This window comes from Kitasatospora sp. NPDC085879 (assembly GCF_040686255.1).
In the GTDB taxonomy this organism is placed as follows: Bacteria; Actinomycetota; Actinomycetes; order Streptomycetales; family Streptomycetaceae; genus Kitasatospora.
Genome location: NZ_JBFBJZ010000003.1, coordinates 246,150 through 262,662, shown reverse-complemented (window position 1 = coordinate 262,662; position 16,513 = coordinate 246,150). Strand labels below are relative to the sequence as shown.

Annotated in this window: 16 protein-coding genes and 1 riboswitch; of the genes, 8 read left to right on the top strand and 8 right to left on the bottom strand. The window is 75.0% G+C overall.

Annotation, left to right across the window (positions count from 1 at the left end):
• Together AB0P35_RS04425 and AB0P35_RS04420 are read left to right on the top strand one after the other, a co-directional pair.
• Positions 1 to 1,347: a DUF58 domain-containing protein gene (locus AB0P35_RS04425; RefSeq protein ID WP_257019472.1), complete on the top strand. Its 1,347-nt coding sequence runs from the start codon at positions 1 to 3 to the stop codon at positions 1,345 to 1,347.
• On the top strand, positions 1,344 to 3,776 hold the full coding sequence (locus AB0P35_RS04420) for a DUF3488 and transglutaminase-like domain-containing protein (RefSeq protein WP_363506292.1): 2,433 nt from the start codon (positions 1,344 to 1,346) through the stop codon (positions 3,774 to 3,776). The genes AB0P35_RS04425 and AB0P35_RS04420 overlap by 4 nt, the downstream gene beginning before the upstream one ends.
• Positions 3,777 to 3,874: 98 nt before the next feature.
• On the opposite strand, the gene AB0P35_RS04415 is transcribed toward AB0P35_RS04420, so the two are convergent.
• From AB0P35_RS04415 to AB0P35_RS04405, 3 genes are all read right to left on the bottom strand, one after another.
• Positions 3,875 to 4,258: a DUF3040 domain-containing protein gene (locus tag AB0P35_RS04415; RefSeq protein ID WP_095876945.1), complete on the bottom strand. Its 384-nt coding sequence runs from the start codon at positions 4,256 to 4,258 to the stop codon at positions 3,875 to 3,877.
• A gap of 273 nt (positions 4,259 to 4,531) precedes the next feature.
• Entirely contained in the window at positions 4,532 to 5,284 is a 753-nt protein-coding gene (locus AB0P35_RS04410; protein WP_363506289.1) for a methyltransferase domain-containing protein, read from the bottom strand.
• Positions 5,285 to 5,393: 109 nt separating this feature from the next.
• The gene (locus tag AB0P35_RS04405) at positions 5,394 to 5,918 is read right to left on the bottom strand and encodes an SAV_6107 family HEPN domain-containing protein (RefSeq protein ID WP_095876946.1); all 525 of its coding nucleotides are present in this window, start codon (positions 5,916 to 5,918) and stop codon (positions 5,394 to 5,396) included.
• A 618-nt stretch (positions 5,919 to 6,536) separates the two neighbouring features.
• Between AB0P35_RS04405 and AB0P35_RS04400 the strand changes: the two genes are divergently transcribed.
• Positions 6,537 to 7,148 carry a DUF4126 domain-containing protein gene (locus AB0P35_RS04400; protein ID WP_095876947.1) on the top strand — a complete coding sequence of 204 codons (612 nt, stop codon included), beginning with the start codon at positions 6,537 to 6,539 and terminating at the stop codon, positions 7,146 to 7,148.
• Positions 7,149 to 7,175: 27 nt separating this feature from the next.
• On the top strand, positions 7,176 to 8,561 hold the full coding sequence (locus AB0P35_RS04395; RefSeq protein ID WP_363506284.1) for an FAD-dependent oxidoreductase: 1,386 nt from the start codon (positions 7,176 to 7,178) through the stop codon (positions 8,559 to 8,561).
• 12 nt (positions 8,562 to 8,573) lie between these two features.
• Here the strand turns inward: AB0P35_RS04395 and AB0P35_RS04390 are convergent, their stop codons facing one another.
• Together AB0P35_RS04390 and metF are read right to left on the bottom strand one after the other, a co-directional pair.
• On the bottom strand, positions 8,574 to 9,383 hold the full coding sequence (locus AB0P35_RS04390; RefSeq protein WP_363506281.1) for a hypothetical protein: 810 nt from the start codon (positions 9,381 to 9,383) through the stop codon (positions 8,574 to 8,576).
• An 84-nt stretch (positions 9,384 to 9,467) separates the two neighbouring features.
• The gene (gene metF, locus AB0P35_RS04385; protein ID WP_095876950.1) at positions 9,468 to 10,382 is read right to left on the bottom strand and encodes a methylenetetrahydrofolate reductase [NAD(P)H]; all 915 of its coding nucleotides are present in this window, start codon (positions 10,380 to 10,382) and stop codon (positions 9,468 to 9,470) included.
• A 198-nt stretch (positions 10,383 to 10,580) separates the two neighbouring features.
• On the opposite strand from metF, the gene AB0P35_RS04380 reads away from it, so the two are divergent.
• Positions 10,581 to 11,687: a polyprenyl synthetase family protein gene (locus AB0P35_RS04380; protein ID WP_363506278.1), complete on the top strand. Its 1,107-nt coding sequence runs from the start codon at positions 10,581 to 10,583 to the stop codon at positions 11,685 to 11,687.
• 40 nt (positions 11,688 to 11,727) lie between these two features.
• Here the strand turns inward: AB0P35_RS04380 and thiE are convergent, their stop codons facing one another.
• The 3 genes from thiE to AB0P35_RS04365 all read right to left on the bottom strand — a co-directional run bounded on the left by thiE (position 11,728) and on the right by AB0P35_RS04365 (position 14,048).
• Positions 11,728 to 12,372, bottom strand: coding sequence for a thiamine phosphate synthase (gene thiE / locus AB0P35_RS04375; protein ID WP_363506275.1), 645 nt, complete (start codon positions 12,370 to 12,372; stop codon positions 11,728 to 11,730).
• Positions 12,372 to 12,737, bottom strand: coding sequence for an Rv2175c family DNA-binding protein (locus tag AB0P35_RS04370; RefSeq protein ID WP_095876953.1), 366 nt, complete (start codon positions 12,735 to 12,737; stop codon positions 12,372 to 12,374). The genes thiE and AB0P35_RS04370 overlap by 1 nt, the downstream gene beginning before the upstream one ends.
• A 108-nt stretch (positions 12,738 to 12,845) precedes the next feature.
• Entirely contained in the window at positions 12,846 to 14,048 is a 1,203-nt protein-coding gene (locus AB0P35_RS04365; RefSeq protein WP_363506272.1) for an FAD-dependent oxidoreductase, read from the bottom strand.
• 68 nt (positions 14,049 to 14,116) lie between these two features.
• Positions 14,117 to 14,229: riboswitch (TPP riboswitch) on the top strand.
• Here AB0P35_RS04365 and thiO point away from each other — a divergent pair.
• The 3 genes from thiO to AB0P35_RS04350 all read left to right on the top strand — a co-directional run bounded on the left by thiO (position 14,224) and on the right by AB0P35_RS04350 (position 16,412).
• Positions 14,224 to 15,393 carry a glycine oxidase ThiO gene (thiO, locus tag AB0P35_RS04360; RefSeq protein WP_363506269.1) on the top strand — a complete coding sequence of 390 codons (1,170 nt, stop codon included), beginning with the start codon at positions 14,224 to 14,226 and terminating at the stop codon, positions 15,391 to 15,393. (Overlaps the previous riboswitch by 6 nt.)
• Positions 15,387 to 15,611, top strand: a complete 225-nt coding sequence (gene thiS / locus AB0P35_RS04355; RefSeq protein ID WP_363506266.1) for a sulfur carrier protein ThiS — start codon at positions 15,387 to 15,389, stop codon at positions 15,609 to 15,611. The genes thiO and thiS overlap by 7 nt, the downstream gene beginning before the upstream one ends.
• A 3-nt stretch (positions 15,612 to 15,614) precedes the next feature.
• Positions 15,615 to 16,412, top strand: a complete 798-nt coding sequence (locus AB0P35_RS04350; RefSeq protein ID WP_363506263.1) for a thiazole synthase — start codon at positions 15,615 to 15,617, stop codon at positions 16,410 to 16,412.
• Positions 16,413 to 16,513 lie beyond the last annotated feature (101 nt).

Below are 16,513 nucleotides of genomic sequence, written 5' to 3'. Positions count from 1 at the left end.
GTGGCCACGGGCGAGAACCCTCCCCCGCCGGCCGGCGGCTCCTCGCACGGCCTGCGGGCGGGGCTGCACGGGCTGACCACCCGGGGGCGGTCGTTCCTGGCCGCCGGCATCACCGCCTCGCTGTGCGCGTACGTCTTCGGGCAGGACGCGCTGCTGCGGGTCGGCGTGCTGCTGGCGGCGCTGCCGCTGGCGTCCGCGGTCTGGCTGCTGCGCACCCGCTACCGGGTGGCGGGCGGCCGGCGGCTGTCCCCGCACCGGGCGCCGGCGGGCCAGGAGGCCCGGGTGCACCTGCGGCTGGACAACGTGTCGCGGATGCCGACCGGCGTGCTGCTGCTGGAGGACCGGGTGCCCTACGTGCTCGGGCCGCGGCCGCGGTTCGTGCTGGACCGGGTCGAGCCGCACGGCTTCCGGGAGGTGTCCTACCGGGTCCGCTCGGACCTGCGCGGCCGCTACCCGCTGGGCCCGCTGCAGCTGCGGCTGTCCGACCCGTTCGGGATGTGCGAGCTGACCCGCTCGTTCAACGCCTCCGACGTGCTCACCGTGGTGCCGCAGGTGATGCCACTGCCACCGGTGCGGCTGCCGGGCGAGCGGGCCGGGCACGGCGACACCAACGCCCGGGCGCTGGCGCTGGCCGGCGACGACGACGTGATCCCGCGCGAGTACCGGCACGGCGACGACCTGCGCCGGGTGCACTGGAAGTCCACGGCGCGCTACGGCGAGCTGATGGTCCGCCGCGAGGAGCAGCCGCTGAAGGCGCACGCCGCGGTGCTGCTGGACACCCGGGCGATCGCGCACCGCGGCAGCGGCCCCGGCTCCTCCTTCGAGTGGGCGGTGAGCTGTGCCGCGTCCGTCGGCGTCCACCTGATCGAGCGCGGCTACCGGACGCGGCTGGTCACCGACACCGGCGACACCGTCCCTGCCCCCGGCAGCCAGCTCGGCAGCACGACCCCCGTCGAGGCCGGCGGGCTGCTGCTGGACGAGCTCGCGGTCGTCGACCACTCCGACGGCGGCGGGCTGGCCCGGGCCGAGGAGGCGCTGCGCGCCGGTGAGGGCCTGCTGGTCGCGATCGTCGGCTCGCTCGACGACGAGCAGGTGGAGCGGATGTGCGCGCTGCGCCGCCGGGCCGCCGGCGCGGTGCTGTTCCTGCTCGACACGGCGACCTGGGCGGGCCTGCGGCACCTGCTGCCGGACACCGCCGACGACACCTTCCAGGAGCAGCAGAAGCTGCTGCGGCGGGCCGGCTGGACGGTGCTGCCGGTGAAGGCCGGGGCCTCGGCGGCCGAGCTGTGGCGTTCGGCCGACCGCACCGAGCAGTCGAACCCCTACCGAGACGAGGTCGGCGCGTGACCACCCGGGCCAGGTTGACGATCAGCGCGGCGACGGCGACCGCGCTCACCACACTGTGCCTGCTGCCGCTGATCACCACGCACGGCTGGCTGGTGCAGGCCTTCCTGCTGGTCGCGGTCGCGGCCGGGGCGGGCACCGGGCTGCGCCGGCTGGCGGTGGCCGGCTGGGCGGTGACGCCGCTCCAGCTGCTGGTCGTGCTGTACGCCCTGATGCTGCTGTCGGTGCGCAGCTCGATGACCTGGGGGCTGGTGCCGGGCGGCCGGGCGCTGGACGCGCTGAGCTCGCTGCTGACGCAGGCCGGCACGGACCTCGGCCAGTACTCGGTGCCGGCGCCGGACACCGCGGGCCTGCGGCTGGTGCTGACCGGCTCGGTCGGCCTGATCGCGGTGCTGGTGGACGCGCTGGCGGTGACCCACCGCCGGGCGGCCGCGGCCGGTCTGCCGCTGCTGGCGCTGTACTCGGTGGGCTGCGGCCTGTCCGGGGCGGGGTCGGGCGCGTGGATCTGGTTCCTGCCGGCGGCCGGCGGCTACCTGCTGCTGCTCCGCGCCGAGGGCCAGGACCGGCTGTCGCGCTGGGGCCGGGTGTTCTCCGGCACCGGCAAGGCCACCAACACGCCGCCGGTGCACAGCGGGCACCGGATCGGTGTGCTCGCGCTGGTGCTCGCCCTGGCCGTCCCCGCCTTCCTGCCGCAGGCGGGCCTGGGCCTGGTCGGCGTGCTGGGCGGCAGCGGTTCCGGCAGCGGCACCGGCCCGGGCTGGCGGGTGACCTCGCTGAACCCGGTGGTGGCGCTGACCGAGAGCCTGCACCGGACGGACCCGGTGCCGCTGCTGCAGTACCGCACCAGCGCGCAGTCGGTCGGCGAGATGTACCTGCGGATCGGCGCGCTGGACGAGTTCAACGGGGTCGACTGGCGGTTCTCGCAGCAGAAGCTGCAGCAGCGGCCCGACCCGCTGCCGAAGCCCGAGGGCCTGTCCTCGGCGATCGCGGTCACCCAGGCGACCACCGAGGTGTCGATCTCGCCGAACCTGCGCACCGAGTGGCTGCCGCTGCCGTACCCGGCGAGCAAGGTGTCGGTGCCGGGCTCCTGGAAGTACGATCCGGAGACCCGCACCGTGATCGGCACGGACGGCCAGAAGACCGACGGCCTGAAGTACGAGGTCACCAGCCTGGACGTGCGGCCGACCGCCGAGCAGCTGCGCTCGGCCGGGCCGCCGCCGGGCGACCTGTCGGGCCGGTACCTGCAGCTGCCGAACACGCTGCCGCCCGAGGTGGCGAAGACGGCGCAGTCCGTGACGGCGGGCAAGAGCAACGCCTTCGACCGGGCGGTGGCGCTGCAGGAGTGGTTCACCTCGCCGCAGTTCCACTACGACACCGACATCGAGGCGGGCACCGGCACCGCCGCGATCCTGAAGTTCCTGCAGGACAAGCGGGGCTTCTGCGTGCACTTCGCGTCGACGATGGCCGCGATGGCCCGCACCCTGGGCATCCCGGCCCGGGTGGCGATCGGCTTCACCCCGGGCTCCTCGAACGACGGCGCCACCTACGTGGTGCGGTCGACGAACTACCACGCCTGGCCGGAGCTGTACTTCGCGGGCACCGGCTGGGTCCGGTTCGAGCCGACGCCGTCGGCCGGGCAGGGCGCGCTCGCGCCGAGCTACACCCGCGAGGAGACGGAGCCGTCCCCCGGCGCGACCTCGGCGGAGCCCAGCGACGTCCCGAGCGGCGCCGCCTCGGCCTCGGCGGGCGCCACCAGCAGCTGCGGCGGCGGCCACCGTGCTCAGGAGTGCGCGGACCAGCAGACCGCCGCGGTGCAGGCGGCGAAGGGCGAACCGTGGTGGCTCTCCTGGCGGGCGCTGGCGACGTACTCGCTGGTGGGCCTGGCGCTGCTGCTGCTGGCGGTGCCGGCGCTGTGGCGGGCGAGGCTGCGGCGGCGCCGGCTCGGGGCGGGTCGGCACCTGCCGGGCGCCGACCGGTCGGTGCTCACCGACGAGCAGGTGCTGGCGGCCTGGCAGGAGCTGATCGACTCGGCCTGGGACCTCGGCATCCCGCCGGACGACGCCAGTACGCCGCGGCGGACGGTGGCGCGGATCGCCGAACTCGGTTCGCTGGACGTTCGGGCGCAGGCGGCGGCGGGCCGGGTGGCACTCGCCACCGAGCAGGTGCTGTACGCCCGGGAGACCGGGCCGGTGTCGCCGCTCGGCGCGGACGTGCTGGCCACCCGGGACGCGCTGCGGGCCTCGGCCGGCCGGTACGGGCGGCTGCGCGCGGTGCTGCTGCCGCCGTCGGCGGCGCGCCTGTGGTGGCGGGCCACCGACCGGGTCGACGCGGTGCGGCAGGCGGTGGGGGCCCGCTGGGACGTGCTGGCGGGCGCGGTGCGCGGGGTCGTCCGGCGGGTGCTGCGGCGCTCCGGGGACGACGGCCGGTCCTGAGCCGGGGCGGCCCGTGCGGCCGCCGGTGACGACGCGCCGGGGGCGGGCAGTTCGGTGAACTGCCCGCCCCCGGCGGTGGTCGCTCGGATCCAGAGGTCCTAGAGGCCGTCGTGTTCGTCGCGACGGCGTTGCCAGCGCTGTTCCATCCGGTCCATCACGTTCGCCTTGCGGCGAGGAGCAGGGGATGCCTTGGGGCCCGATCCGTGCCCGAGGGCACCGCGCCGCCAACCGGTCACGGCGAGGACCGCACAGCCAAGCATCACCAGGAAACCGGTCACGCTCACCCAGATCAGCTGGGCGACCATGCCTCCCATCAGCAGACCGACGCCCGCCACGAACCCTGCGGCGGCCAGGTAGACCCTCCGACGGGTGTAGGTGCGCAGGCCGGTTCCCTCAAGCGCTGACGCGAATTTGGGATCTTCGGCGTACAGCGCTCGCTCCATCTGCTCGAGCAGTCGCTGCTCGTGCTCCGAGAGCGGCACGGAGTCCTCCTACTCGTCGGTCGCGGGGCGACCGGTCCGCCACCCCTGGGCCTGATCCTGTGTGGTCCATATGCCCCAGGCGTTCGGGTGTCATGCTTTCCAGCTTTACCCAGATCATACGGTCCACAGGGCCTGTTCGGGGTGGTCGTGGACACGTGCCATCGACCACTTCGGAGCCGCCCCTGCACCGGTGCCAACGCCCCTGCCCGCGCACAAGTGCCCGGATCATCGGAATCTCCGCAGACCAGGGCCGCGGGGCCGCCGCGGTCGGACTCAGACGAGGGCGGCGAGCAGGTGGAGCTGGGTGGCGACGGCGTGGAACGCGGGCTGCTCGGCGGCGGCCTGCTCCAGCTTGAGCAGCGCCTCCATGGCGCCCGGCTCGGTGTCGACGAGGACGCCCGGGACGAGGTCCGCGAAGACGCGTACGCCGTGCACGGAGCGCACCTGGAGGCCGGCCGCGGCAGCGAGGCCGGCCAGCTCCTCCCCGGTGAAGCGGCGCGGCATCGGGTCGCCGGTGCCCCAGCGGCCGTCCTCGGCGTCCAGCACGGTGCGGGCCTCGACGAAGTGGCCGGCCAGCGCGCGGGCGAGCACGGCGCCGTTCCGGTTGGCGGCGAGCAGGCTCACCAGGCCGCCCTTGCGCAGGGTGCCGGTCAGGTTGCCGAGCGCCTCCGCCGGGTCGTCCACGACCTCCAGCACGCCGTGGCAGAGCGCCGCGTCCACCGAGGCGCCCTCGACCACGTCGGGCAGCGTCTGGGTGTCGCCCTGCACCGCGCGGACGAGGTCGGTGACCCCGGCCTCGGCGGCCCGCCGCTCCAGCGCGAACAGCGCGTCCGGGCTGGGGTCGACGACGGTGACGCGGTGGCCGAGCCGGGCCACCGGCACGGCGAAGTTGCCGGTGCCGCCGCCCGTGTCCAGGACGTCCAGCACCGGCCGATCGAGCTCCGCGCTGCGCTGCTCCAGCGCCGTGCGCACCACCTCCCAGACCACGGCTGTACGCAGGGCACTGCGGGGACGCGTCGGGTACACGGCGGGGCTCCTCGGTCCTGGGATGGATCACCGAACGCCACCACCTTAGGCCCTGCACCACCCCCGGCCGGGCGCCGTGCGGCGGCACCCGGCCGGGACGGTGTCGCGGTCAGTCGCCGCCCAGCGGTAAGGGCTGCTGGGGGACGGTCGGGCGCAGGCCCAGCAGGCGCTCCACGATGCGCAGGTACAGCCCGGTGTTGCGGATCAGGTCGTCCGCGTCGCGGGCGGTGGCGGCGCTGCGGATGCCGGCCTCGGCGGCCGCCCTGCGGCGGGCGCCCGCGGCGAAGTAGACGGCCCACTCGGCGAGTTCCGGGGCGACCTCGGGCAGCAGCTCCCAGGCGCTGCGGATCGGCTTGCGGCGCCGCGGGTTGCGGTCGGGCCGGCCTCGGACGGCCAGCACGGCGGCGGTGGTGCGCAGCGCGGCGAGGTGGGCGGTGGCGTAGCGCTCCAGCGGATCGGGCAGAGCGCGGGCGGCACCGAGGGTGCGGTGCGCCTGGCGGAGCAGGTCGAGGGCGGCGGGCGGGGCGTCCGCGCGCCGCAGCACGGGGTGGACGTCGGTGGCGCGGGAACGTCCGGCGGGCAGGGTGTCGGCGACAGGGTGGCGGGTGACGCGCTCGGGGCGGCTGATGGTCATGGTCTCCCCCGGTCCGATGCGGGTGCCCGGGCCGGGCGGCCCGCGCCCTTCCAGCGTGGCAACCGCCACTGACAATCCCGGGTGCGAACGGTCGGGAGGTGGGGCGGCGGAGCAGGCAGGGAGGGCGGGGAAGGCAGGCGCGGGAGGAACGGCGAGGGCGGCGGTGTCCGACCGGACCGGCACCCCCGTCGCCGTCCGGCCGGGCGCCGCCGCCCCGCACGTCTGCCGGAGGCCGTTCCCCCGACCCCCGGTTCTCCCCCCGGTCGGACCGTCCCCCCGGGCAGCGCTCCGCCGCCCCGTGTCGGCGGTGCGCGGCCCCGATCGGCCCGTGCGCGCGACCGGGCCGGCCCGACTGTCCCCCACTGGCGGCGGACGGCCCCGGTCGCTGCCGGACGGTGCTTCGCGGTTGCTCCGCCCGGTGTCCACCACTCTGCCGTCCCCGCAGGTCAGGGGGTATCCGTCGGCGTACTCATTCGCGGATCTGAGTATCCGTACTCAGATCGCGGCGGGCGGGTGCCGCGGGGAACCGCCGGGCGTCGCGGCGCGTCATTGCAGCACCGGTACGGTACGGTCCCGACGCGTCCGGGTGTCGGGCGGCCCTGCCGGAGGGGAGCAGAGTTGAGCATCATCCCGTTGATCTTCACCAGCGGCTGGGCGAGCGGTGTGAACGCCTATGCCGTGGTGCTGCTGCTCGGGCTGTTCGGCCGGTTCGGCGGCGCCGAGTCGGTGCCGGCCGCGCTGGAGCGCACGGACGTGCTGGTCGCCGCGGCGGTGCTGTTCCTGTGCGAGGCGGTCGCCGACAAGATCCCGTACGTGGACACGGTGTGGGACGTGGTGCACACGGTGATCCGCCCGGCCGCGGGCGCGGTGGTCGGCGCGCTGCTGGCGAGTACCGACCCGGGGTCGCTGAGCGAGGTCGCCGCGGGTGCGCTCGGCGGTACGACGGCGCTGGTCAGCCACGGCATCAAGGCCTCGCTGCGGATGGCGGTCAACACGTCGCCCGAGCCGGCCTCGAACATCGTGGTCAGCCTGCTGGAGGACCTCTCGGTGGCCGGCCTGGTCACGCTGGCGATCTTCCACCCGTGGGTGGCGGCCTCGGCGGCGGCGGTGCTGCTGGTGGTCGGGGTGCTGCTGGTCTGGTTCGCGGTCTCGCGGATCCGCCGCTTCCTGCAGCGGCGCCGCGAGCGCCGGGCGGCCCGGGCCTCGGCCGCCGCCCAGCCGCAGTACTGACCCGCGGGGCCCGTAGGATCAGCGCTCATGGCACGGATCGTCATCATCGGCGCAGGTATGGCCGGCCTCGCCGCCGCGTCCCGGCTGGGCACCCTCGGGCACCGGGTGACGGTCTGCGAGGCCGCGGGGACGTACGGCGGCATGGTCGGCCGTCACGAGCGGGACGGTTTCGCCTTCGACACCGGTCCGGGCCTGCTGAACCTGCCGGCGGTCTACCGGGACCTGGCGCTGAAGACCGGCAAGGAGCCGCTGGAGCAGCTGGTCGACCTCGTGCCGGTGGACCCGGAGAGCCGGCACCTCTTCGCGGACGGCACCGACCTGGTGCTGCCGAACGCCTCGCGCGGCGGCGTCGCCAAGGCGCTGGACGCGGCGTTCGGGGCGGGCTCCGGCGAGCGCTGGGGCGAGGTGATGAACCGCGGCCGGGAGGTCTGGGAGGCCACCCGCCGCCCGCTGATGGAGGAGCCGCTGCCGGACGGCCGGCTCGCGGACCCGTACCCGAGGCCGCCGCGGCGCGGCCCGGCCAGGTGGCTGCCGCGCGGCGACTACGGGCTGGAGCAGGTGGCCCGGCGCGAGCTCGGCGGCCACCCGGGCATGACGGCGCTGCTCACCGAGTACGCCACCCGCTTCGGCCTCGGGCCGGACGCCCCGGCCGGCGCGACGGTGCTGGCGTACATGGAGCAGTCCTTCGGCGTCTGGTACGTCCGCGGCGGCATCCGGGCGCTGGCCGCCGCGGTGTTCCGCCGCTGCGAGCAGCGCCGGGTGGAGTTCCGCTTCGGCACCCGGGTCGCCGAGGTGCTGACCGCTGGCGGCCGGGCCTGCGGGGTGCGCACCGAGGAGGGTGAGCGGATCGAGGCCGACCTGGTGCTCTCGTCCTCGGCCGACCCCGGCCTCGGGTGGGAGAAGCCGGGCAGCGGGCTCGGTCGGGTGACCGTCCAGCTGGCGCTGCGCGGCGCCCGCCCGGAGGACACGGTGCACCGCACGGTGGTGCACGCCGCCGATCCCGCGCGGGAGCACGACGCCCTGCTGCACGGGGAGAGCGTGCCCGAGGGCCCGACCGTGCAGGTGCTGCGGCCGGACGATCCGACGCTGGTACCGGACGCCGGCCACGAGGCCGTCACCCTCACCGTCACCTGCGGGGTGCGCGAGGGCGACGACCTGGACGCGTACGCGGGGCACCTGCTCGACCACCTCGCGAAGTCCGGGCTGGACCTGCGCGAGCGGGTGCTGTGGCGGGAGGTGCGAGCGGTGCCGTGGGTGCCCGTCCCCTCGCTGGCCGGCGGCACCCTCAACCCGGCGAACGAGACCGGTATCCCGGGCCTGTACCGGATCGGCGGCGGCGCCCACCCGGGCGGCGGGCTGGCCCGGGTCGGGATGTCCGCCTCGATCACCGCCGGGCTGATCGGCCCGGCCTGACACCCGGCGGGCTCAGCCCTGCTGCTGGTACTCCCAGCCCTGCTGCTGGTGCTGGCCGCCCTGCTGCTGCGGCACCACCGGCTGCTGCTGGTACTCCCAGCCCTGCTGGTAGTACCAGGCCTGCTGCTGGGCCTGCTGCTGCGCGGCGTACGGGTCCTGCTGCTGGTACTGGGCGTACTGCAGCTGCTGCGCGTACTGGGCCTGCTGGGCGTAGGCGTCCTGCTGGGTCTGCTGCTGGCCGGCCCAGGACTGCTCCCAGCCGTAGCCGTAGCCGGCCTGCTGCTGTGTCCAGGCGTCCTGCTGGACCTGCTGCTGCGGCCAGACCTGTTGCTCGGTCTGCTGCTGCTCGGGCTGCTGGTACCAGGTCTGCGGCTCGGCGTAGACGCCGTCCGTGATCTCCTCGACCTCGGCGTAGGCGGCGCCGGGCCGCTCGACCTCGACCGGGCCGACCTCGCCCACGGTGGGCGGCTCGGGCACCGCGGTCTCCGCGGCACCGGCCGCGCCGCCGGTGGCGGCGCTCAGCAGCGGGACGCGGGCCAGCGGGCCGGGCAGACCGCCGTCCGGGCCGCGCAGTGACCAGCCGGCGACGAAGCCGCGCTTGACCGAGGTGGTCACGAAGAACTGGCCGACCGCGAAGGCGGCCGCGCCGGCGCCGATGACCAGCACCGACTGCAGCCGCATCCCGCCGACGACGGTGAGGAAGCCGGCCAGGGCGACTCCGCGCCACACCACCGGGGCGCGGTTCTGCAGCAGCAGTTCGGCGATCAGCCAGAGCGCGACGACCGAGAGGGCGGCGTACAGCAGCAGGTATCCGATGCCCATCCCGCTACCTCCGCTCACACCCGCATGTGCGGGCGACTGTACAGGCTGCGGGGGAACACCACCGCATCCGTGACAGGACCGGTCTCAGCGCCGGTGCAGGCCGAGGTTCTGGTAGATCTCCAGGGTCGAGGTGGAGTGGTTGAGCGTGATGAAGTGCAGGCCCGGAGCGCCCTCGGCGAGCAGCCGCTCGGACATCGCGGTGGCGTGGTCGATGCCCACCGCCCGCACCGCGTCCGGGTCGTCGGCGACGGCCAGGAACCGGTCCTTCAACCCGTCCGGGAAGTCCGAGCCGGACAGCTGCGGGAAGCGCTCCAGCTGCCGGATATTGGTCACCGGCATGATCTCCGGGATGATCGGCGTCGTGCAGCCCGCCGCCTCGACCCGGTCGCGCAGCCGCAGGTAGTCCTCGACCTCGAAGAACATCTGGGTGATCGCGTAGTCGGCGCCGGCCCGGCACTTGGCCACGAAGTGCCGGATGTCCTCGTCCCAGTTCTCCGAGCGCGGGTGCATCTGCGGGAAGGCGGCCACGCCCACGCAGAAGTCGCCGATCCCCTTGATCAGCTCGACCAGCTCGTAGGCGTAGGTGACGCCCTCCGGGTGCCGGACCCACTCGCCCATCGGGTCGCCGGGCGGGTCGCCGCGCACCGCGAGCACGTTGCGCACGCCCTCGTCGGCGTACTGGCCGATGATGTTGCGCAGCTCGGCCACGGAGTGGTCGACCGCGGTCAGGTGCGCGACCGGGGTCAGCGTGGTCTCGGTGGCGATCCGGCCGACCAGGTTGACCGTCCGGCCGCGCGAGGATCCGCCTGCGCCGTAGGTCATGCAGACGAAGTTCGGGTCGAGCGCCTCGACCCGGCGGATCGCGTCCCACAGGCGGCGCTCGGCGGCCTCGTTGCGCGGCGGCATGAACTCGAACGAGAACGACCGATCACCGGCCGCCAGCAGATCCCGGACGGTCTGCGCGCGGTCGGTCCGGGTGGAGGGGATGCCGAGTGCCATGCTGGCAGGCTATCGGTCCGCCGCGGAGCGTGACCAAACCTGGTCCACTGAATGAGACATGCACGTGGGACAGCGGGTGAACGGGGTCACGACGCTCCGTCGGCCGGACGCGGCGGGGCGGGACGGCGGCGCACCGATTCGGGGGCAGGTCAGGCGCCGGATAGTCTGATTGTCAGCCCAGTGATCCGGAGTCCCACCGTGCCCTCCCCCACCAGCCTGCCGACCAACCCGATCGACCGGGAGGCCGTGCGCGACCGCGTGAACGCCGCGCTCGCCGCGTTCATGGACGGCCGGAGCACCCTGCTCGCCGGCATCTCCCCCCAGCTCGGACCGGTCTCCGACGCACTGCGCGACTTCCTCCTCGACGGCGGCAAGCGGCTGCGGCCCGCCTTCTGCTACTGGGGCTGGCGCGGCGCCGGCGGGTCCGCCGACGACCCCGGCATCGCCAACGCCGCCGCCGCCCTCGAACTCCTCCAGGCCAGCGCCCTCGTCCACGACGACCTCATGGACCGCAGCGACACCCGACGCGGCCTGCCCTCCGTCCACCGCCGCTTCGAGGCCCTCCACCGGGACAGCGGCTGGCGCGGCGACCGCGAACAGTACGGCGCCAGCGCCGCCGTCCTGCTCGGCGACCTGCTGCTGATCTGGTGCGACGAGCTCTTCCAGGCCTCCGGGCTGCCGGACGCCGCGGTACGGGCCGCGAAGCCGGTCTTCGACCTGATGCGGACCGAGGTCATGGTCGGCCAGTACCTGGACGTCCTCGAACCCGTCGCCGGGGACTCCGCCGACGCCGGGGCGATCGACCGGGCGCAGACCGTCCTGCACTACAAGTCCGCGAAGTACACCATCGAACGGCCGCTCCAGGTCGGCGCCCTGCTCGCCGGCGCCGGGCCCGAACTCGTCGAGGCCTACGGGGCGTTCGGGCTGCCGCTCGGTGAGGCCTTCCAGCTCCGCGACGACCTGCTCGGCGTCTTCGGCGACCCCGCCGTCACCGGCAAGCCCGCCGGGGACGACCTCCGCGAGGGCAAGCGGACCCTGCTCGTCGCCCACGCGATGCGGGGGCTGGCCCCCGCGGACGCCCGCCACCTCGACGAGCGGCTCGGCGCGGCCGACCTCACGGCGGAGGAGATCCCCGTCCTGCGGGACCTCGTGCAGCGGAGCGGAGCAGCCGACCGCGTCGAGCAGCGCATCGAGGAGCTCCTCAAGCAGTCCCTCGCCGCCCTCGACGCCGCCCCCCTCACCGACGGCCCGGCCCGCCCCACCTTGCTGGCCCTCGCCGAAGCCGCCACCACCCGCAAGCACTGACGTCCGGTCGCACCCGCCCCTGAGTGGGTCTGCCCGGCCCTCAGGCGTTGCGGATGCGGCGTGCCAGGAAGGCCGCAGCGGCGCCCGGGTCCTCGGCGGCGGTGATGGCGCGGACGACGACGACGCGCCGCGCCCCGGCCGCGAGGACCTCGTCGAGGTTGGTCTCGTCGATGCCGCCGATCGCGAACCACGGACGGTCCGTCACGGCCTTGGCGGTGTACGACACCAGGCCGAGGCCGGGGGCCGGCCGGCCGGGCTTGGTGGGGGTGGGCCAGACGGGGCCGGTGCAGAAGTAGTCGACGCCGGCCTCGGCGATCGCCGCGTCGACCTCGGCCTCCGCGTGGCAGGAGCGCCCGATCAGGACGTCCTCGCCGAGGATCGCCCGGGCCGCCGGCACCGGCAGGTCGTCCTGCCCCAGGTGCAGCACCGGCGGCCGGGCGGCGTGCGCGACGTCCGCCCGGTCGTTGACGGCGAAGAGCTTGCCGTGCCGGCGGGCCGCGTCCGCGAAGACCTCCAGGTACTCCAGCTCCTGGCGGGCCTCCAGGCCCTTGTCCCGCAGCTGGACGATGTCGACGCCGTTCGCCAGCACCGCGTCGAGGAACTCGGCGAGGTCGCCCTGCTCGCGGCGGGCGTCGGTGCAGAGGTAGAGCCTTGCGTCGGCCAGTTGCTCCCGCGGGTCGGCCATCAGAGCGCCATCGCCTGGGCGCGGCGCTTGACCTCGGTGGCGCGGTTCTCGTGCAGGGCCTGGATGGGGCTGCCGGGCAGCGACGGGTCCTCGGTGAAGAGCCACTCGAGGATTTCCTCGTCGCTGAAGCCGGAGTCCCGCAGGACGGTCAGCAGGCCGATCAGGTGCTTGACCGTGCCATCGGGCGTGATGAAGGCGGCCGGCACCTGCAGCGACTTGTTCTCGCCGCGGCGGACGGCCAGCAGGGTGTTGGCCTTCACCATGTTGCGGACCTCGGTGACCTGCACCCCCCACAGTTCGGAGATGTCGGGCAGGTACATCCAGGCCGGGACCAGGGCGTCAATCTTGGGATCGATCTCACTCACGGCACCAGACTGCCACCTGCCGGGCCCCCAGCGCACGCAGCCCACCCCGCCGGCCCGGGACCGATGACGGATCGTGACCGGACGGCCGCCCGGTGTCGCCCTCCGCGGTCAGGCGGCCGCGGCCTTCAGCTGGACGGCCGGGTCGGCGGCCAGGACGGGGTCGAGCACGGTGCCGCGTTCGATGAGCCGCTTGGCCTGGTTGAGGTCCCGCGGCCGGTCGACGGCGAGCAGCGCGACCGGGGCGCCCCCGCGCAGCCACAGCACCGACCAGGACGCCTCGTCCGGGCTGCCGCGCCAGAGCAGGTCGTCGGCGTCGGCGTGCCGGCCGGCGTACTGGACCATCCGTCCGAACTGCTCGGACCAGAAGTACGGCACGGGGTCGTAGGGGGTGTCCGAGCCGAGCAGCGAGGCGGCCGCGGCCGCGCCGGACTGCAGGGCGTGGTCCCAGTGCTGGACGGCGAGCCGGGTGCCGGCGCGTCGCGAGGGATAGGAGACGCAGTCGCCGGCCGCCCACACACCGGGGGCGGCGGTGCGCAGCCGCTCGTCGACGAGGACGGCGCCCGCCGTGTCGAGGGCGACACCGGAGCCGGCCAGCCAGCCGGTGGCCGGGCGGGCGCCGATGCCGACGACGACGTGGTCGGCGGCGATCCGTTCGCCGTCGGTGAGCAGCAGGCCTTCGGGTTCGACGGCGGCGACGCCGGTGCCGCAGCGCAGGTCGACCCCGGCGTCGGCGTACCAGCGGGCCATCAGCGCGCCGAGTTCGGCGGGCAGTGCGCCGGGCAGCGGGGCGGGCCCGGACTCGACGACGGTGACGTGGCAGCCGAGCTGCCGGGCGACGGTGGCGGTCTCCGCGCCGATCCAGCCGGCCCCGACCAGGGCGAGCCGGGTGCCGGGAGTGAGGTCGGCGCGCAGCGCGAGGGCGTCGTCGAGGGTGCGCAGCAGGCGGGCGTCGGCGGCGCCGGGCAGGGTGACCGCCTCGGCGCCGGTGGCGATCACCAGGGCGTCGTGGGTGAGCGGGCCGGCGTCGGTGTGCAGGACGCCGGGTTCGAGGCCGGTGGCGCGACGGCCGAGCAGCAGGTCGACGCCGAGCTGTTCCCAGTCGATGTCGAAGGCGGTGCTGTCGGTCTTGCCGAGCAGGACGTCCTTGGAGAGCGGCGGCCGGTCGTAGGGGCGGTGCGGCTCGTCGCCGACGAGCGCGAGCCGCCCCCGGAAGCCGCCCTGCCGCAGTGCGAGGGCGCACTGGGCGCCGGCCATGCCGGTGCCGGCGACGAGGACGCTTTCGGTGCGGTTCAGCTCTGCCACGGCGGCCACCCTATCGGCCGGGATGTCCAGCCCGTGTACGCCCTTTCGGGGTGGGCGACACCCGGCGTTATGGTGGGTGCACACCACACGGGAGCCCGGTGCACCGGGCTGAGAGGCGGGCTGGAGCGGCCCGCGACCGTCCGAACCTGATCCGGGTCATGCCGGCGAAGGGAGAATCAGCGACGTGGCACGGTCCCATTCAGACGTGCTGGTGGTCGGCGGCGGCATCATCGGGCTCGGCGTCGCCTGGCGGGCGGCGCAGCGCGGGCTGGCCGTGGCCCTGGTCGATCCTGTGCCCGGCGGCGGTGCGGCGCAGGTGGCCGCGGGCATGCTGGCGCCGGTGACGGAGCTGCAGTACGGCGAGGAGCCGCTGCTGCGCCTGGGCATGGCGTCGAACGAGCGGTACCAGGCGTTCGCGGCGGAGCTGACGGAGGCGACCGGGCTGGACACCGGGTACCGGCGGACGGGGACGCTGGCGGTGGCACTGGACGCGGACGACCGCGAGGAGCTGCGCGAGCTGCACGCCTTCCAGGGCCGGCTGGGTCTGGACTCGCAGTGGCTGACCGGGCGGGAGTGCCGCCGGCTGGAGCCGATGCTGGCGCCCGGCGTCCGCGGCGGTCTGCTGGTCACCGGGGACCACCAGGTGGACGGCCGGCGCCTCGCGCGGGCGCTGGTCGCGGCCTGCGAGCGGGCCGGGGTGGTGCTGCACCGGGCGAGCGCGGCCGAGCTGCTGGTCGAGGACGGCCGGGCTGCCGGGGTGCGCACCGACGGCGGCGAGGAGCTCGCGGGCGACAGGGTGGTGCTGGCGGCGGGCTGCCGCAGCCACCTGCTGCCTGGCCTGCCGGAGGGTGTGCTGCCGCCGGTCAGGCCGGTGAAGGGCCAGGTGCTGAGGCTGCAGGTGCCGCCGGCGTACCGGCCGTTCCTGTCGCGCAACGTGCGGGCGGTGGTGCGCGGGCAGCACATCTACCTGGTGCCGCGGGCGGACGGCGAGCTGGTGATCGGCGCGACCAGCGAGGAGCAGGGCTTCGACACCACGGTGACCGCCGGTGGGGTCTACGAACTGCTCCGCGACGCGCACGAGTTGGTGCCGGGGCTGACGGAGCTTCCGCTGGTGGAGACCGGTGCCGGGCTGCGTCCGGGCTCGCCCGACAACGCGCCGCTGATCGGCCCGACCGCACTGCCCGGGCTGGTCGCCGCGACCGGCCACTACCGCAACGGGGTGCTGCTGACGCCGGTGACCGCCGACCTGGTCGGCGAGTACCTGGCGACCGGGCGTGTCCCGGAGCTCGCCGCTCCGTTCTCCCCCGAACGCTTCTCCCCCGACCGTTTCCAGTCGAAGGCCCTCGCATGCTGAACACCGAACCGGCGGCCGTCCCCCTGACCGTCAACGGCGAGCCGCGGGAGCTGCCCGCGGGCACCACGCTGGCCGAGGTGGTGGCGGAGGTGTCCGCCGCGAACACCGGGGTGGCGGCGGCGCTCAACGAGGCCGTGGTGCCGCGCGGTTCCTGGCCGGCCACGGTGCTCGGCGCGGGCGACCGGGTGGAGATCCTCACCGCCGTCCAGGGAGGCTGACCGATGGCCGACGACCTGTTCACGATCGCGGACTCGACGTTCACCTCACGTCTGATCATGGGCACCGGCGGCGCCCCCAGCCTGGACGTGCTGGAGCAGGCGCTGCGGGTGTCCGGCACCGAGCTGACCACGGTGGCGATGCGCCGGGTCAACGCGGCGACCCAGGGCTCGGTGCTGGACGTGCTGACCCGCAACGGGATCCGGGTGCTGCCCAACACGGCGGGCTGCTTCACCGCCGGCGAGGCGGTGCTGACGGCCCGTCTGGCCCGGGAGGCGCTCGGCACCGACTGGGTGAAGCTGGAGGTCATCGCGGACGAGCGGACCCTGCTGCCCGACCCGATCGAGCTGCTGGAGGCCGCGGAGACGCTGGTCGACGACGGTTTCACGGTGCTGCCCTACACCAATGACGACCCGGTGCTGGCGCGGAAGCTGGAGGACGTCGGCTGCGCGGCGATCATGCCGCTGGGCTCGCCGATCGGCTCCGGCCTGGGCATCCGCAACCCGCACAACTTCCAGCTGATCGTGGAGAGTGCGGGCGTGCCGGTGGTGCTGGACGCGGGCGCCGGCACGGCGTCCGACGTGGCGCTGGCGATGGAGCTGGGCTGCTCGGCGGTGATGCTCGCCTCGGCGGTGACGCGGGCCCAGGACCCGGTGCTGATGGCGGACGCGATGCGGCGGGCCACCGAGGCCGGCCGGCTGGCGTACCGGGCGGGGCGGATCCCGCGCCGGTTCCACGCCGAGGCGTCCTCGCAGATGGCCGGGCGCGCGGACCTGGACACCCGCGAACACCCGGCGTTCTGACCCACCGGCCGGCCGTTCGCGGACGGCATGTCTCAACATCGGCACAACCGGGCCCCGGGCGGTGCGTCCGGGGCCCGCGGTCACCCCTGCGCCCTACACTC

What these genes read in the sequence shown, in the direction of transcription:
- thiE (WP_363506275.1), bottom strand. Translation starts at nt 12,372, where the DNA reads ATGGCCGACCCGCGGGAGCAACTGGCCGACGCAAGGCTCTACCTCTGC.
- AB0P35_RS04350 (WP_363506263.1), top strand. Translation starts at nt 15,615, where the DNA reads ATGGCCGACGACCTGTTCACGATCGCGGACTCGACGTTCACCTCACGT.
- AB0P35_RS04405 (WP_095876946.1), bottom strand. Translation starts at nt 5,918, where the DNA reads ATGACCATCAGCCGCCCCGAGCGCGTCACCCGCCACCCTGTCGCCGAC.
- AB0P35_RS04390 (WP_363506281.1), bottom strand. Translation starts at nt 9,383, where the DNA reads ATGGGCATCGGATACCTGCTGCTGTACGCCGCCCTCTCGGTCGTCGCG.
- metF (WP_095876950.1), bottom strand. Translation starts at nt 10,382, where the DNA reads ATGGCACTCGGCATCCCCTCCACCCGGACCGACCGCGCGCAGACCGTC.
- thiS (WP_363506266.1), top strand. Translation starts at nt 15,387, where the DNA reads ATGCTGAACACCGAACCGGCGGCCGTCCCCCTGACCGTCAACGGCGAG.
- AB0P35_RS04395 (WP_363506284.1), top strand. Translation starts at nt 7,176, where the DNA reads ATGGCACGGATCGTCATCATCGGCGCAGGTATGGCCGGCCTCGCCGCC.